Raw genomic sequence first — 15,855 nt, 5'->3', positions numbered from 1 at the left:
GTTTAGTTCCTAACTCGAATCATTAATGTAATTTGCTATTAATTTATAATTCATAATTTTTATAAATAAAATATATATTCTTATGAAAATATTAGTTATTTAAAACCTAAAAATAATATTTATTAAAATCACATTCTCGAATATATTTAATAGTGGAAAAGTAATAAAAAGGCCACACTAAAAAGTGCAGCTAATAATATATTTTTCTTATATTTGACTAATTTTATTTCATAAGTCATATATTAAATTTTTTATTTTATTTCTTCACGTTTCAGTTCTTTATACTCTCCTAAATCTAAGGCTAATTTATCTAATGATAAACTTCCGAAAGATTGGCGATGCAGCATTACTACTTCATTTCCAAATTTTGCAAACATTCTTTTAACTTGATGATATTTACCTTCACTAATAGTCAAATGCACAAAAGTGGGTTTAATAATTTCTAGCCTAGCAGGTTTAGTTTTTTCATTTTTTGATAATTCAAAACCTTCAGCAAAAACTTTTATCAGAGTGCTAGGACATGGGTCTTTTAAAGTTACATAATATGTTTTATCAACATGTTTCTTAGGAGCAAGTAACTGGTGAGTTAGCTCTCCATCATTAGTGATTAAAAGTAATCCAGTTGTATCTTTGTCCAATCTCCCCACAGTATGAATATTTTTTATTTTACTAATGTTGCTATCTAATAAATCAAAAACTGTTTGATGCATTCTGTCAAAATTGGCACAAATATATCCGGCAGGCTTATTTATTACATAATAATGAAATTTAGGTCCTATGCTTAATTCTTGTCCTTGGTAACTTACTATATCATTTGCATTAATATCGAGATTATTTGTAATAATTTGTCCATTAAGAGTAACTAACTTGCTTTTTAATAATTTAGTAGCTTGTGATCTGGTTAATCCTAAACATTGGGCTAAAAATTTATCCAATCTAATTTTCTTTTCCATTATTTAATTAATAAGTTGTATAAATTACGTTTATACACTTCTACTCCTGGTTGTGAAAACGGATCAATATCATATAAGTATGCAATTGCAATTGTAGCAATTTGCATAAAAGCAATTAAGCTTGATAATGCAATTTCTGAATAATCATTTAGCTCAAGTTTAATATCAAAATCGTTTTGAATACCGTGAATTTTATTTTTATTTTCCAGAGAATTAATTTGATCTTTATTACCTAAAAAGTTAAGTACATCATATTGTTGCATATTAATGTCAAAGACATCCTGGTTTAGATCTTTACTGCGTGAAATAAAAGTTGTAAAAATAAAATTATTGTTTAATGAATTAAAACTTTCTAGGGCGCTATAATCAAACAGTTGTTCAAAAGCAACTAGTCCTTTTTGATTTTGATTAAGTGAAGTATTTATAAGCAAGCTTAAGTATTTTCCAAGCGCTAGTAAACTTGGATCATTAAGTAACAAGTAAGTTACATTACGTTTTAATACCCGACCAATATAATGAACATAACAAGCAAAAAATAATGCAGCATTATTCTCAACATTTTGATTATTAGTTACATCTTTAAAAGTTGCTTGATAAGCATTTAAAACTTCTCGCATATTTATTCCACTAGCTAGTAAAGGAAAAATGCAAGTAGCTTCAAATAGCCCACTATAACGACATGGTAATGGAGCTTGCATATTAAATAATGTGTATTTATTTAAATCAGCCATTTTATTAAGTACATTTTCATGAACATCTGTGGTAATATAAATTAAATCTGTAAGCATAATAGGGTCTAAACCTTGATTTTTCAAATTATCAGCAAGTACTCTACGATATTCACGAAAAGCGATGGCGCTTTCTAAAGATATCCCGGATTTTGAAATATAATTAATTGCAAAAATTTCATCTTTTAATTGATATAAAGAAGTAACTAATTCTTCAGGATTAATATTTCCTTGCGTAAAAATAAGTTCAATATCTGGTTTTAAGCTACTATATTGATTGTAAAAAACATCATAAAAAGCTTTGGTTAAAATGTAAGATTCTCCATCAGCAATAATAACCATTTTATTAATTCCGTTGCTTTTTAAAAAAGCAACAGCAGAAGAAAATTCCATTTTATGTTCTTCTCAATACTTATTAGTGTATTCTAAAAAGTCAAATTCATATTCTGGATCCTTGCCTTTTAGTAAATCAAAAATCCCTTCCATTTTATTTAAATTGTGAACAAATTTCTTATCTTTTTTTGCACTAACTATGTTCTTAATTTCAATATTTAAGCCTGATAATTTCATATATACTCCTATTGACTTAAATTTTACCAATATATCTTTAGTTATAATTAAATAAACTAAATTTATAAAAAAAGATATACCCGAAGGCATATCTAAAATTATTTTATGTATTATTCTTCAACTACTTCAGCAACATCTTCATCAGCATTTGCTTGTGAATTTGCATTAGCACTTGCATTTTGTTGTGCTGCAGCATTTGCAAAGTTTTTAATTACTTCTTCAACTTGATCTAATTTTACTTTTAAAGCTTCAATATCTTTTTTAGCAATTAAGTCTTCTAATTCTTTAACAAGTTTATCTGATTCTTCTTTTGCTTTAGGATCCATTTTGTCACCTTGTTCTGCATTAGCTTTCTTAATTTGGTCAATTAATGATTCAGCTCTAACAATTGTTTCAGCTTCTTCTTTACGTTTTTTATCTGCTTCTTTATTTAATTCAGCTTCTTTAATCATTTTTTCAATTTCAGCTTCTGAAAGTTTAGATGAATTTTGAATTGTAATTGATTGTTCTTTGTTTGTTTTTACATCTTTAGCAGTTACTGTTGTAATACCATTAACATCGATTGAGAAACTTACTTCAATTTGTGGAATTCCTCTAGGAGCAGGTTCAATTCCTGTTAAATTGAATTGTCCAAGTAACTTGTTATCATTTGCCATTTCTCTTTCACCTTGTACAACTCTAATTGTAACTTCTGTTTGGTTGTCAGCAGCTGTTGAGAAAATTTGTGATTTTGTTACAGGGATTGTTGTGTTTCTTGGAATTAATGGAGTAGAAATTCCTCCAAGAGTTTCAATTCCAAGTGTTAAAGGTGTAACATCAAGAAGTAAGATGTCATTAATGTCGCCAGCTAATACAGCACCTTGAATAGCAGCACCAATTGATACAACTTCATCAGGGTTAATTGATCTATTTGGTTCTTTTCCTAATGTTAAACGTACCATTTCTTGTACTGCTGGCATTCTTGTTGATCCACCAACAAGTAATACTTCATCAAGATCTTTAGCTGTAATTCCAGCTTGTTTTAAAGCATCTTCAATTGGTTTTCTTGTTCTATCAAGTAAGTGTGAACTCATTGCTTCAAATTCACTACGTTTTAATTCTAATTCAACATTTAATGGTCCAGCAGCTGTAACAGCTAAGAATGGAAGATTAATTGTTGCTGTTGATTGGTTTGAAAGATCGATTTTTGCTTTTTCAGCAGCTTCTTTTAATCTAGCCATTGCCATTTTATCATTTCTTACATCATATGAGTGTTCATCTTTAATTTTCTTGATTAATCATTCAACAATTTCGTGATCTCAATCATCCCCTCCAAGGTGGTTATCACCACTAGTTGAAAGCACTTCGAATGTTCCATTTTCAAGTTCTAGAACAGAAACATCAAATGTACCACCACCAAGGTCATATACTAAAACTTTCATTGATTTATGAGTTTTTTCAAGTCCGAATGCTAATGCAGCAGCAGTAGGTTCGTTAATAATTCTTAATACATCAAGTCCAGCAATTTTTCCTGCAATTTTTGTAGCTTCACGTTGAGCATTGTCAAAGTAAGCTGGTACAGTAATAACTGCTTTTGAAACTTTTTTACCAAGTTTTGCTTCAGCATAATCTTTCATATATGAAAGAATCATTGCTGAAATTTCTTCTGGCTTATAATCTTTTCCATTTACATGTACAGTTTTATCTGTTCCCATTAATCTTTTAATTGATACAACTGTATTTGGGTTTGTTTCAACTTGTCTTTTTGCAGCATCACCAACAATAATTTCATTTCCTTTAAATGCAACTACTGATGGAGTTGTTCTTTTACCATTTGGGTTTTCTAACACAACTGGTTGTTTATTTTCCATAACAGTAACAACAGAGTTTGTTGTTCCTAAGTCAATTCCTAATACTATTTCTTTTGCCATAATATAGCCTCCTAAAATAAAATTAATTATTTAAGTTTAGGTAGATTTTCTTTTTTTCATCCCCTTGAACCGATAATATTATACCACCATTTTAGCAAATACAATATTAATTTGCTAATTTTTTTAAAATATTTTTTTAATTGTTTTTTACTACTATTACACCCGCAGGTTTTACTAATCTATCGTCAATTGAAAGGCCTAAACGTGCGACCCTTACAATAGTGTTATTTTCTTTTGTCTCGTCGGTAATAAAGTCTAAAACTTCTTCTTGTTCAGGATTAAATTCACTTCCGATTTCAGGCTGGATGATTAATGCACCATTTTGTTCTAATAAATTAGTGAATTGTTTAGCAACAATGCTAAATCCATAACAATAATTTTTAACAACCGGATTATCAGAGTTGGCACCAGCATTAGTTGCTGCTAAAAAATTGTTAAATGGTTCAATAAAATCTTCTAAGAAACCTTGAAGCGCATATTTTTTAATTTCAGCTTTTTCGTGTTTCATTTTTGAATGTAAATGTGCTTGTTCAGCTTCAAGCTTTTCTTTCGCTTTGGTTTGCAAGCTTTCAAGCTTTTCTTTGTACATGTATTCATCAAGTAAAATTTTGCGTTCTTTTTCAGCTAATTTAGTTTTAAGACTTTCAATTTCAGATTTTAATGTTTCAATTTCGTTGTTATTTTGGTTTTCATTACCCTTTATATGTTTGTGAGTAACCTGTACTTCTTCAATAATTACTTTAGCATTTTTACCGGCTAAAGCTTCAATTGGATAATTTTTAGCAAAATTTAATTTAACTTCTAAGTTCGGTTTCACCTTGCGATTAATTAAATATTCATCAAAATTAGGAAGATATTGATCCTGACCTAATTCAATACTGCATTGTTTAGTATATTGTGTAATGATTTCATCACCAATAAACAATGTAAAATTCCCTTTAACTATATCCCCAACATTTAGTTTTGTATTATTCATTTTTGCCTTCCTTCTTTCTATTTAAATAATTATCTAAAATTTTAATAGCTGAGCGCATCATATCATAATTAGATGTGGTGGCTCCAACTACAGAAATTTCAGTGATTTTGTTTCCTGATTCAATTTTTTTAGACATATATGCTCCGGAATCATCAATCATGATTTTGATTTTTTCATTTTCTTCTAATTCAGTTTCGATACTTTCTCAAACTGAATGATTTTCAATAAGTTCAATCATTTTATTTAAATTTTCACGGTCGATTTTAGGACTTAATATAATATTATTTTTTCCATAAATATTATTTCTAGATTTGGTTCTAAAACCTATATTGCGAAAAACGTCCTCAACAAATGAATTTATTAATTCTTGGTATTTTTTGACTGATTGTGCTAATACATCTTTTAGCAATTCTAAACGCATCGGAATTTCTTGAAGTGGTGTATTAACCAATCTTTCTTTAAAAATTTTAATAGCAATTCTGACATCATTCATTTTAAAATCTTTATCACTGATATTAAGAATTTTTGAAAATACTTCTCCTGAAGAAATAACCATCACAATAGTTGCTTTAGTGTCACTAAGGGCCACTAAATCAATGCTTTTTAGTTCCATATCATGCACATTTGATTCAGTAGTAATCATTGTAAGCCCAGTCATATCAGAAATAATTTGAGCAGCTTGATCTACTGTCTGGTCAATTGCAACATTTTTGTTTGCTAATATAGCATCTAATTTATCTTCAAAACGAGTCGTTGCTAAAGCACTTAAATGTTTTGCATAATAATTTAGTCCTTCAATTGTTGGAATTCTACCACTAGTATGAGCTTCTTTTTTAAGAAAGCCTAATTCTTCTAGATCATTCATCATGTAGCGCATTTTTGCACTAGAGAAATTAATCTCAGGATGAATGGGAGCATACTTACTTAATAAATATGATGATGAAACTGGTTCACCTGTTTCTATATAAGCTTGAACTGTGTATTTAAGCACTGGTTCATACTTTTCATTTAATCTATCCGCTGTTTTCATAGTACTATTTTACCACAATATTTTATTTTTTTAGCAAATAAACTTTTCTTTTGCTAAAAGCTTGCTAAAGAAAAAATCACCCTTATATTAGGTGACTTATTTACTTGAATAACCAAATTTTTCAAGAGCATCTGGATCATCAATTCATTTTTTTGCAATTTTAACTTTTAGAGTTAAAGTAGTTGGCACATCAAATTGATGAGCTATTTTTAATCTAGCATTCTTACCAATTTGTTTGATTTTTTCTCCACCTTTACCAATAACCATACCTTTTTGCGAAGCTTTTTTGACATAAATTACGGCATCAATTGTTATGTGTTTGTCTTCTTCGACAAACTCAGATACTTCAACAGCTATTGAATGTGGCAATTCTTCATATAAAGCATTTATAGCAGACTCACGAATAATTTCTTTAGCTAAAAATCTCATTGATTTATCAGTTAAATATTCAGGATCGTATTGAGCTTCTCCATCATAACTGTATTTCTTTATTTCATTAATTAAAGCATCAATAGATCTATAGTCATTTACATCAGTTGCTAAAATAGTTTCAAAACCATGTGCATGTAATTCATTAATTTTTTCAACTAAAATTTCAGGTTTACTTCTAATTTTGTCAATTTTAGAAATAACTGCAATCTTATTTTTAACATTTGCAATTTTTTCCAAAATCATTTCATCACCCTTGCCAAGTTTTTCATCAGCGGGGCTTAAAAATAATAATACATCAACATCTTTAGCTGCGTCATAGGCATTTTTGTTTAAAGCTTCACCAAGCTTATTTAATGGTTTGTGGATTCCAGGTGTATCAGTAAAAATAATTTGCGTGTCATCATCAGTATAAATACCAGTAATTTGATCTCTTGTAGTTTGTGCTGTATCAGTTACAATCGCAACATTGTAACCTAAAATTGCATTTAGTAATGAACTCTTTCCAACATTTGGTCTACCAAGGATACTTGCAAAGCAAATTTTCATAATTATTTAATTGTAATTTCTTCTGCTCTAATACTGAAAGGAACAAGTTCTTCAACAGTGTTTACTCTAACACTTTTACCATCATTACTGTATTGGTAAACTTTAGCGTCTAATGGCATGAATTCTGTCATTACTTGTCTACATCCAGCACATGGGCTAATGATTTCATTTTTTCCACTGATAATGTGAATTTCCTTGAATTTTCCAACTTTTCCACCGTAAGCTACTGAACCAAACATTGCACTTCTTTCAGCACAAAGTCCAGATGGGTAAGCTGCGTTTTCTACATTAACTCCGTAATATTCTGTTCCATCTTCAGCTACTAAGATAGCTGCAACTGGAAACTTAGAATATGGTGCGTAAGAATATTTTAATAAGTCTCTTAATTTTTCAAAAGTCATAATATTATCTCCTTAATAAATTTGTGAGCATATAATCCTTACTTTAGTCGCCTTTAACCGACATGCTCGTTTTAAAATGATTCACGTGTAATCTTAAGTGGATCAAATATTGCATCCACAATGGCATTCATTTCTTTTCTTTCGTTTTCTTCTTCATGGTCATATCCCATTAAGTGAACCAAACCATGAGTAAATAAGTAACAAAATTCTCTGCGAACTGAATGTCCAAACTCTTTAGCTTGCTTTTCTACTTTTTCTCAGCAAATTACTAATTCTCCAATTTGTAAAAATGGTAATGAGTCCATATCAAATGAATCAAAACCAAAGTCAAATGATAAGATATCAGTTACATAATCTTTCCCTCTATATTCAGCATTTAATTTCTTAATTGCTGCCGGTGAAACAATTGTAACATCTAGTATCACTGGTTTTTTGATTTTAAAGTATTTCTTTAAGTTAGAAACTATTTGTTCCATTTCTGCTTGATAAATAATTGCACGCTTAATACGAGAGTGAATTGAAATTTCATCTTCTACATTAATAGCATCTCTTTCTTCATTAATTTTCATAAAATTATTATACTTTTTTTATTTTGCTAAAAGAGTAATTATCTTATTAAATTTGCAGTGAAAATATATAACTTAAAACTGAAATTAAAAATTAAAAAGACGACAGTTCCACTTTAGCTTTAGTGGAATGCCATCTTTTTAATTTTTACTCATTTTAAGTATATAAAAAGTGATATTCACTCTGCGTAAACATCACTTTAAATTATGTCTCTTATTATTCATTTAGTTTGAAAATAAATACTTGAATATTTATATTTTTTGATCTTACACTATTTATTAGTATCAATTTTTGAATATATATCTTTAATTCCACTTAATTCATCATCATTAAAATCACTAATTTTAAATATTGAATCATTAATTTGAATATCACTAGCTGATGAAATTCTTCTCAATTTTGAAGCGATTTGGTTAAGTTGCACTAGTTTGCTTTCATCAATTAAAATATCATTTTGATTAAGTTTTAAGGGTCTTGCACATGAAACAGATGTTACTGTTACTGGAAATTCTGGTTCAGGGATATTGATATCTATAGTTAGCTTGTATACTTTTGGTTTAGAAAGGTCCAATAATTCAAGTATATCAGTATCTCCGGGAATTATAGGTTCCCCAAACGCAGGCAATGGTGTCACTTTAGGACCATAAGTTAATTTTGTTTCAGTTAATTTCTTGTTTGGATTATATCAATTATTAATGAAATCATTAATATTCCTATGATTTACGTAAGAATTTTGGGAATGTTGCTTATTTGTTAAAACAATATTAATAGATGATTCTTTTGTTTCATTATTATTAACAATTTTGATAATTGGCTCAAGAAAAGCAGATTCAACTTCACTGTATTTTAAAATTACTTCTCCTTTTATATTTATATTAGGCTTGTTATCAATTGTAACTTTTTTTGTCGCGATATTTGACCAAATTATTTTACTGTTGTTGAAAGTATCAAAAGCACCTGTTTCCAGTTCATTAATTATTAAATACTTTTCAGATCATGACTTATTTTTAATTGTGGGGAATCATTTAATAAATTTATCAAAAACGCGATCTATTAGGGAATAGTCTAGTGGTTGGCGTTTTTCACTTTGTAATAAATTCTCTCACATTGTTATTTCTTTATTATTAGTTATTATTTTACTTTTAGATAGCATATTTAGATGAAGATTGTTTTTAAATCCATCATCAATAGTATTTCAATAAGTTTTTCAAATCTCTGGGTCTTTTGTATTTAACAGTAAGTCAATTTGATCATGATTTTGATCTTTGTACTTAAGCACATCGCTTTCATTCTCCATTTTTGCTATATTTCAATTTGATTTAGATATATTAGCACTACCAACATTATATTTTGCTTCTAATGGTGAGTTTATAAATCTATTAATCATGAATTCTAAATATAAAACATATGAATCAATAACTTGCTTGCTATATTGATCTTCATCACTAGATACAATACTCAATACAGCTGGTTTTACTCAAGCATCAAAATATTTTTTACCTTTTTCATCATTTAAATTAACACTCTTAGCTAGAGATATTAATGATTCTAATTTGATATTTTTAATATTCTTAATGTTATCTCTAATTAAATTGGTATCATATGCTTTATTAAACTCTTGCATTTCTTTATCTTCTTTATTACATGAAATCGCAATAAAGGATGAAGGTATAACAGCTAATGATACTATTCCTAGTGTTTTACTATATAATCATTTTTTCATATTAGAAGTCTCCTCTTTTAGCATCAATATAATCTGTATTGATTATATATGTGATATGAAAACATCGCATTAAGGTTTAAAATATCTTGATTTTTAAGGTTTCTTGTACAATACATTAAGAAATCTCAATACTTTTTCGAAATATCTTTTTTATTAGCTAGATATCATAAGAATCCATTTTTATCGTTCACAGGATTTATATTATCATATGCTACTACCATTGTATATCTGGAACTAGATTTATATGAATATGAATTTGAACTAAACTCAAATTTTTCATTATCATTATCAAAATTATTAGCAGAAACATTTATTTTTTTAAGTTTATTATTTTTATTTATTTTGACATCTTTTTCAAGAGATGCTGAAAGTGTTGTGGCTACTGTAATTGTTGCTATTGATGATAAGCATATTAAAGTTGATATTTTTTTATTTTTTTCACTATGTTCTCCAATATGTATGTAAGTAAAGGTAATAAAAAGGCCACACTAAAAAAGTGCAGCCTAATAAGTGAAAATCTGTTTATAATAAACTATTTTGGTTTTCATCATATATACCCTTACATAATTATTTTACAACTTTTTTTGTAAAATAAATATTTCCACATAAATCAATTACAAAAAGATAACACCCTAATCATACTAGTTATTGTCACCTCATTTTATTAGTTATTAATTGATTCAAGTTAATCTTTCCCTCTATATTCAGCATTTAATTTCTTAATTGCTGCTGGTGAAACAATTGCGACATCTAGTATCACTGGTTTTTGATTTTAAAGTATTTCTTTAAGTTAGAAACTATTTGTTCCATTTCTGGTTGATAAATAATTGCACACATTATATGAGAGTGAATTGAAATTTTATATTCTACTTTAATAGCATCTCTTTCTTCGTTAATTTTCATAAAATTATGATACTTTTTTATTTCGCTAAAAGAGTAATTATATTATTAAATTTACAGTGAAAATATATAACTTAAAACTGAGATATCTTGCATTTTAACACTCACTTTTAGTTCAGCAATATTGTTTTGATCCAAAAAGAATTTTAAAGCTTCACTATATAGTTTTACTAAATTACTTTCTTCATTTTTTGTATCTACACTATAGGTATATAAGTGATTGTCATAGTTAAAATTAATGTTTATTTGCTCACTTGGTAAATCTTGTGACTTGAGATTATATAAATATAAATCATCACCTTCATAACGGATTAGCCCTTCTTTATAATCTTGCAATTTAACTGTAACAATTAAATACATAATGAAAGCAAAGAGTCCAAGTAGTACTATAAATAGCACTATTTCAATTAAATAGTTATGCACTAATTTCTTGTACATTTAACTCCTCACTTTCTGGATATAAGTATCTACCATTATGACTAATTTCTAGGACTAAAGCACTTCCCAATTCATTTCGTAACTTGCAACGTAAGGTTTCAAAAGTATATTGGTCTAAATTTTCAAAAGCCTCATCAAGCAGTATTACATCATAGGGAAGTAAAAATAAATTAAGTAACGCAATAAATTGCTTTTGACCTGAAGATAGATTATCAAGTGAAATATTTTGACTTAAATTAATATTTAAATGTTGCAAGCAACCTTTTAAATCTAACTGATGAATTAGCTCATTAAACTGCTCAATATTACTAATGCATAAGTAATCGAGTACTGAAAGTGTTAAATTATTATCTTTTCCAATATAAATTACTTTCGCTTTATACCCTGCATCTAAAAATGGATTAACCTTATTTTCATTAATTAGTATTTCACCATCATCAGCTTGCTTAGAGCCATTTAAAATAGCGCAAAAAGTAGACTTACCACATCCATTTGGTCCTATTAAATGTAGGTTTTTATCTATAATGCAAGAGTTTATATTAAGTGCTTTATTAATTTTAGACTCCGTATATGAATAGGTAATACTTGAGAGCTTAATTGAATTTATTTTCCTATCAACACTGTTGCTTTCTTCAGTTTCTTGTTCATCAAATTTAAAAATTTTAAGCATACTAAAAGCTTTTTTAAACTCACTATAACTACTTACCAGTGGTAAAACATTTTTAATTGGTCGAGTAAACAAACTAGCGCCAGTTAAGAAAAAGATTAAATTGGCAGCACTTAATTTATTGTTTCAAATTTGATATGAGCCTAAAATTAAGATACATAAAGGCGCAATAACATCTAAAGTGGCCAAAAAGGAATTTAACGATATGGTTTTTTCTTTAAATTGCAACAACTTTAAGTTCATGTTTTGATATGAATTAGATAGAGTATTAAATAGTTTTTCTTCTAGGTAGTAGTTATGAATGTTTTTTATATGGTTAAAATAGTTATTGAAAGCATTATCAGTTGTGATATTTTCTTGCATTAGTTTCGGAAATTCATTATCATAGATTGATTTTGAAATAAAGCTTACTATAAGGGTTAAAACTGAATAAAGTGCAATAATAATCATTAAGTAAACATTTACATTTCATAGTAAAATTAGTGCCAAAATTAAGGTAATAATGCTCGAAAACACCTCAGGTATAAAAACAATTTGGAAATGGATAATAGTATCAAAGACTGCAATTCGATTCTTAGCTTCTAGCACAGTAAGCTTATCTATAACTTTATAATTTTTAAATTTTAAGTTTTTAATAAAGTTTAAAGAGACACTTTCTCGCCTTTGTGCTAGTATTTTTTGTAAAATCTTTTGGCTAAGATTGCGCAAAGCAAAATTTAATAGAACCACAAAAATAAAGACTATTCCAAGATACAGCAAGTGAATATTTAACCTATTTGGAATAATTTTTTCCAGAATAATCTTATTAAAATAAGGTAAGGAAAATAAAATTAAAATTTCACACAATAAGGCAGCTAAATAAAAGAAGGAAAACTTATCAAACTTGACTCAAAAATTTTCTTTTAGCTGCGAGCTAAATTTTAATTCAGCTTCTTGTTTTTTAAAGTTTATCAGCAAGCCAAAAAAATTAGTTTTAAAGTCTGCATATGAGCAAGATACATTTCCAAATACAGGATCATAAAGTTTAATTTTATTATGCGTTACTTTTTTAATTACAACCATGTGAGTATTATTATCCTTTTTTATAAGCGCTGCAATTGGAAAGGTTTCAATTTCCAATTGAAGCAAGCCTAAAAAGTCACAATTGTACACTTCAATTGCAAAATTATAGTTACTAGCTAATGCTTCAAAATCAGGAATAGCAATTCCTTTTTCAGTATATTTGGCATTTAATTTCAGCTCACTAATTTCCACTGAATTCATATTATATTTATCATAAAATCATTTTAATACAAATAGTGAGCAGTCTCTAATATCAACTTGTTTTTCTCTCATATATTGTATAAATTAAATTATTTGATAAGTGCACTAAAAAAGAACAAAAAGCGTTTTTTTCTATATAATTAAAATATAAATGTGAAAGGAGATATTTTATGAATAAAGTAGTAGCACTTGCAAGTGATCACGCTGGATTTAAATTGAAAGATGAATTAGCAACATACCTTAAAGAAAAAGGTTTTGATGTTGTTGATTTAGGACCTTCTACTGACGCAAATTCTGTTTCATATGCTTTAATGGGTAAAGAATTAGCTAATTATGTAGATGAAGCTAAACCAACATTTGGAATTGGTGTTTGTGGAACAGGTCTAGGAATTTCTTATGCTCTAAACAGACACAAACACATTAGAGCAGCTAGAGTAACTTCTGTCGAAGATGCGCACTTAGCAAAACAACACAACAACGCAAATGTACTTGTATTTGGTGGACGTCAAGTTTCATTAGACCAAGCTAAAGCAATGGTTGATGAATACCTAAAAACAGAATATGAAGGTGGACGTCACCAAGCAAGAATTGATGAATTGGATGAATAATTATGGCTGATAAAAACTTAGAAGTAAACGAAAAAGAAGCTAAAGAATTAGCTGCTGTTTGACACGTTTCACAACACCCTGATGGATGAAAAGTTATTAGACAAGGTGGAGTTAAGGCAATCAAGACTTTTGATACTCAAAAAGAAGCTATTGAATATGCAAAACAACTAGCTAAAAATAATGAAGGAAGATACCTTATCCACAGTCAAAAAGGTAAAATTAGAGCTGGTCAAAGCTTTAAGGAAAAATAATAAATAACGCTTATGCGTTATTTTTAATTAAGATAAAATTTAAATATGAATAAAACTAAAATAAGTTTAAAAAATGTAGTAATTTTTCTGCTACAAATTATTTTATTTATTGGGTTTATTGCCGGAATCACGATGCTTATTTTAAATGTTGATAAGCGTTATGCATATTTACTTTTATTCCTACTTTACCTAATTAATGTACTTTTTGTTTTTGTTATTTATGCTCAAAATCGTGAGCATGAAGCTAAATTTAGCTGGATTTATCTAGTCTTATTAGTGCCTTTTATTGGTCACGCCATTTTTATTGGTTATGGTCTATTATTTAGAAATAAATATGAACTGAAAATTAACGAAGATCCTAAATACTCATTAAAAAATTACAAAGACTTAATTTATAGCAATAATTCAGCAAAACATATAGCTATGCTTAAAAGAATGGAAAACATTAATCAAAACATGGTGTTGCCATGTAACTTTGAGTTTTTTGCTGAAGGATATCGTTTTTATGATGATTTATTTGCAGCTTTAAATCAATCTCAACGTAGTATTTATATTGTCACATACATTATTAAGCAATCAGAAATCTCTCAAGAATTTTTACACATTCTTGAGCAAAAAGCTAGTCAAGGAATTAAAATCAAATGATTGGTTGATGACTTTGGAGCTATGGCATCACAAAAACGATTATTACGCAAACTAAATAAACATCCAAATATTGAAATTAAGCTAATTGGTAAAATATATTATCCATTTATTAACGCAGCCAGCTTTTCAAGAAACCACCAAAAATTTATAATTATTGATAATGAGGTGGTGTTTTCGGGAGGTAATAATATATCTGATGAATATGCATCAATGTCAAAAAAATATGGCCATTGAATTGATTTAAATTATCGAATCACTGGACCTTATATTAATGCTTATATTATTCATTTTATTAAATTTTGAAAAGTTATTACACGTAAAGAAATTGATATTCAAGCTTCACTTTTTATTTCGAATGGAATTGAAAGTTATGATGATTCAGCTTTATTAGTTACTGAATCCCCTTCTTATTCACATTCTGAAGCTGAACTTTTTTACCTTAAAATGATTCCTAATGCCAAAAAAAGCATTAAGATTGCTACTCCTTATTTTTCAATCACACGTGCGCTTGAAAAGCAAATTATTTTGGCACTTAAAAGTGGAGTTAAAGTTACTTTATACTTTCCTGGTTTACCAGATAAAAAACTTGTTTATAAAATTGGAATTTATCAATTAAGTAAATTAAGAGAATATGGATTAGAAGTTAAAATCTACCAAGATCACTTCTTGCATACCAAAGCTGGGTTAATTGATGATGAATATGGTTGAGTCGGAACTAATAATTGAGATTCACGTAGTATGTTTTCACAATATGAAACTATGGACATTTTAACTGGCAAATCTATTGAAAAACTATGTGGAATTTTCCACAAATATGAAAAAGATAGCCAAAAAGTGGAAAATTTTCCTGAAATAAACAAAAAGCCTAATGTTATTGAAAAATTTCTATATGATATTACTAAACCACTGATATAATAATAACGTACGAAAAAAGTATATAAGTTTATAAAAATAGAACTCAAATTCTATGGAGGAATCTAATGAAAGAATTTTCATCTAAGATTATCGACCCGATTGGGTTACACGCTAGACCTGCTACATTAATAGTTTCTACAGCAACAAAATTCAAGTCTGATTCTAAATTAATTTACAACGGACGTGAAGCAAATTTAAAATCTATTATGAACATTATGGCTTTAGGTGTTAAACACGGTGCCGAAATCACAATTAAAGTTTCTGGTGACGACGAAGCTGATGCAGTTAAAGCTATCAAAGGCGCATTAGAAGCTAACGGTTTAATATAATAA

At 28.1% G+C, this 15,855-nt stretch carries 16 protein-coding genes; 4 read left to right on the top strand and 12 right to left on the bottom strand.

Translation table 4 applies throughout. The features are described 5' to 3' along the window. Window positions 1-251 precede the first annotated feature (251 nt). From ACNQ12_RS00670 to ACNQ12_RS00615, 12 genes are all read right to left on the bottom strand, one after another. The gene (locus ACNQ12_RS00670; protein WP_418042091.1) at window positions 252-953 is read right to left on the bottom strand and encodes a pseudouridine synthase; all 702 of its coding nucleotides are present in this window, start codon (window positions 951-953) and stop codon (window positions 252-254) included. After that, complete coding sequence (locus tag ACNQ12_RS00665; protein ID WP_418036854.1) at window positions 953-2,251, bottom strand: glucose-6-phosphate isomerase; 1,299 nt, start codon at window positions 2,249-2,251, stop codon at window positions 953-955. Before ACNQ12_RS00665 ends, ACNQ12_RS00670 begins: the two co-directional genes overlap by 1 nt. 110 nt (window positions 2,252-2,361) lie before the next feature. Further along, window positions 2,362-4,161: a molecular chaperone DnaK gene (gene dnaK / locus ACNQ12_RS00660; RefSeq protein WP_416754383.1), complete on the bottom strand. Its 1,800-nt coding sequence runs from the start codon at window positions 4,159-4,161 to the stop codon at window positions 2,362-2,364. Between the two features lie 136 nt (window positions 4,162-4,297). Beyond that, window positions 4,298-5,137, bottom strand: coding sequence for a nucleotide exchange factor GrpE (locus tag ACNQ12_RS00655; protein WP_418027179.1), 840 nt, complete (start codon window positions 5,135-5,137; stop codon window positions 4,298-4,300). Continuing rightward, window positions 5,130-6,167, bottom strand: a complete 1,038-nt coding sequence (locus ACNQ12_RS00650) for a heat-inducible transcriptional repressor HrcA (protein WP_418019378.1) — start codon at window positions 6,165-6,167, stop codon at window positions 5,130-5,132. The genes ACNQ12_RS00655 and ACNQ12_RS00650 overlap by 8 nt, the downstream gene beginning before the upstream one ends. Window positions 6,168-6,263: 96 nt before the next feature. Continuing rightward, window positions 6,264-7,145: a GTPase Era gene (gene era, locus ACNQ12_RS00645; RefSeq protein WP_416754387.1), complete on the bottom strand. Its 882-nt coding sequence runs from the start codon at window positions 7,143-7,145 to the stop codon at window positions 6,264-6,266. A 2-nt stretch (window positions 7,146-7,147) separates the two neighbouring features. Next, on the bottom strand, window positions 7,148-7,546 hold the full coding sequence (cdd, locus tag ACNQ12_RS00640) for a cytidine deaminase (RefSeq protein ID WP_416741579.1): 399 nt from the start codon (window positions 7,544-7,546) through the stop codon (window positions 7,148-7,150). A 71-nt stretch (window positions 7,547-7,617) separates the two neighbouring features. Beyond that, window positions 7,618-8,115 (bottom strand): rRNA maturation RNase YbeY, encoded by a 498-nt coding sequence (ybeY, locus tag ACNQ12_RS00635; RefSeq protein WP_418036852.1) that lies wholly within the window; start codon window positions 8,113-8,115, stop codon window positions 7,618-7,620. A 269-nt stretch (window positions 8,116-8,384) separates the two neighbouring features. Then, complete coding sequence (locus ACNQ12_RS00630) at window positions 8,385-9,836, bottom strand: hypothetical protein (protein WP_418036850.1); 1,452 nt, start codon at window positions 9,834-9,836, stop codon at window positions 8,385-8,387. A gap of 750 nt (window positions 9,837-10,586) precedes the next feature. Continuing rightward, the gene (locus ACNQ12_RS00625; RefSeq protein ID WP_418027170.1) at window positions 10,587-10,739 is read right to left on the bottom strand and encodes a hypothetical protein; all 153 of its coding nucleotides are present in this window, start codon (window positions 10,737-10,739) and stop codon (window positions 10,587-10,589) included. A gap of 51 nt (window positions 10,740-10,790) precedes the next feature. Then, window positions 10,791-11,174, bottom strand: coding sequence for an MAG1140 family protein (locus tag ACNQ12_RS00620; RefSeq protein ID WP_416754394.1), 384 nt, complete (start codon window positions 11,172-11,174; stop codon window positions 10,791-10,793). Beyond that, window positions 11,152-13,176 carry an Mbov_0121 family peptidase domain-containing ABC transporter gene (locus ACNQ12_RS00615; RefSeq protein ID WP_418036848.1) on the bottom strand — a complete coding sequence of 675 codons (2,025 nt, stop codon included), beginning with the start codon at window positions 13,174-13,176 and terminating at the stop codon, window positions 11,152-11,154. Before ACNQ12_RS00615 ends, ACNQ12_RS00620 begins: the two co-directional genes overlap by 23 nt. Before the next feature lie 98 nt (window positions 13,177-13,274). Between ACNQ12_RS00615 and ACNQ12_RS00610 the strand changes: the two genes are divergently transcribed. The 4 genes from ACNQ12_RS00610 to ACNQ12_RS00595 all read left to right on the top strand — a co-directional run bounded on the left by ACNQ12_RS00610 (window position 13,275) and on the right by ACNQ12_RS00595 (window position 15,852). Next, window positions 13,275-13,712: an RpiB/LacA/LacB family sugar-phosphate isomerase gene (locus ACNQ12_RS00610; protein WP_416754396.1), complete on the top strand. Its 438-nt coding sequence runs from the start codon at window positions 13,275-13,277 to the stop codon at window positions 13,710-13,712. A 2-nt stretch (window positions 13,713-13,714) separates the two neighbouring features. Continuing rightward, window positions 13,715-13,963 (top strand): DUF2188 domain-containing protein, encoded by a 249-nt coding sequence (locus ACNQ12_RS00605; protein WP_416741585.1) that lies wholly within the window; start codon window positions 13,715-13,717, stop codon window positions 13,961-13,963. A gap of 45 nt (window positions 13,964-14,008) precedes the next feature. Further along, window positions 14,009-15,523: a phospholipase D-like domain-containing protein gene (locus ACNQ12_RS00600; RefSeq protein WP_416754397.1), complete on the top strand. Its 1,515-nt coding sequence runs from the start codon at window positions 14,009-14,011 to the stop codon at window positions 15,521-15,523. A 65-nt stretch (window positions 15,524-15,588) separates the two neighbouring features. Continuing rightward, window positions 15,589-15,852 (top strand): HPr family phosphocarrier protein, encoded by a 264-nt coding sequence (locus ACNQ12_RS00595; protein WP_416741587.1) that lies wholly within the window; start codon window positions 15,589-15,591, stop codon window positions 15,850-15,852. Window positions 15,853-15,855: the final 3 nt, after the last annotated feature.

Source organism: Mycoplasma paraquilae (genome assembly GCF_048284415.1).
GTDB lineage: Bacteria > Bacillota_I > Bacilli_A > Mycoplasmatales > Metamycoplasmataceae > Mycoplasmopsis.
Note: the sequence above shows the minus strand (reverse complement) of the source record. Positions and strands in the feature narration are given on the sequence as shown.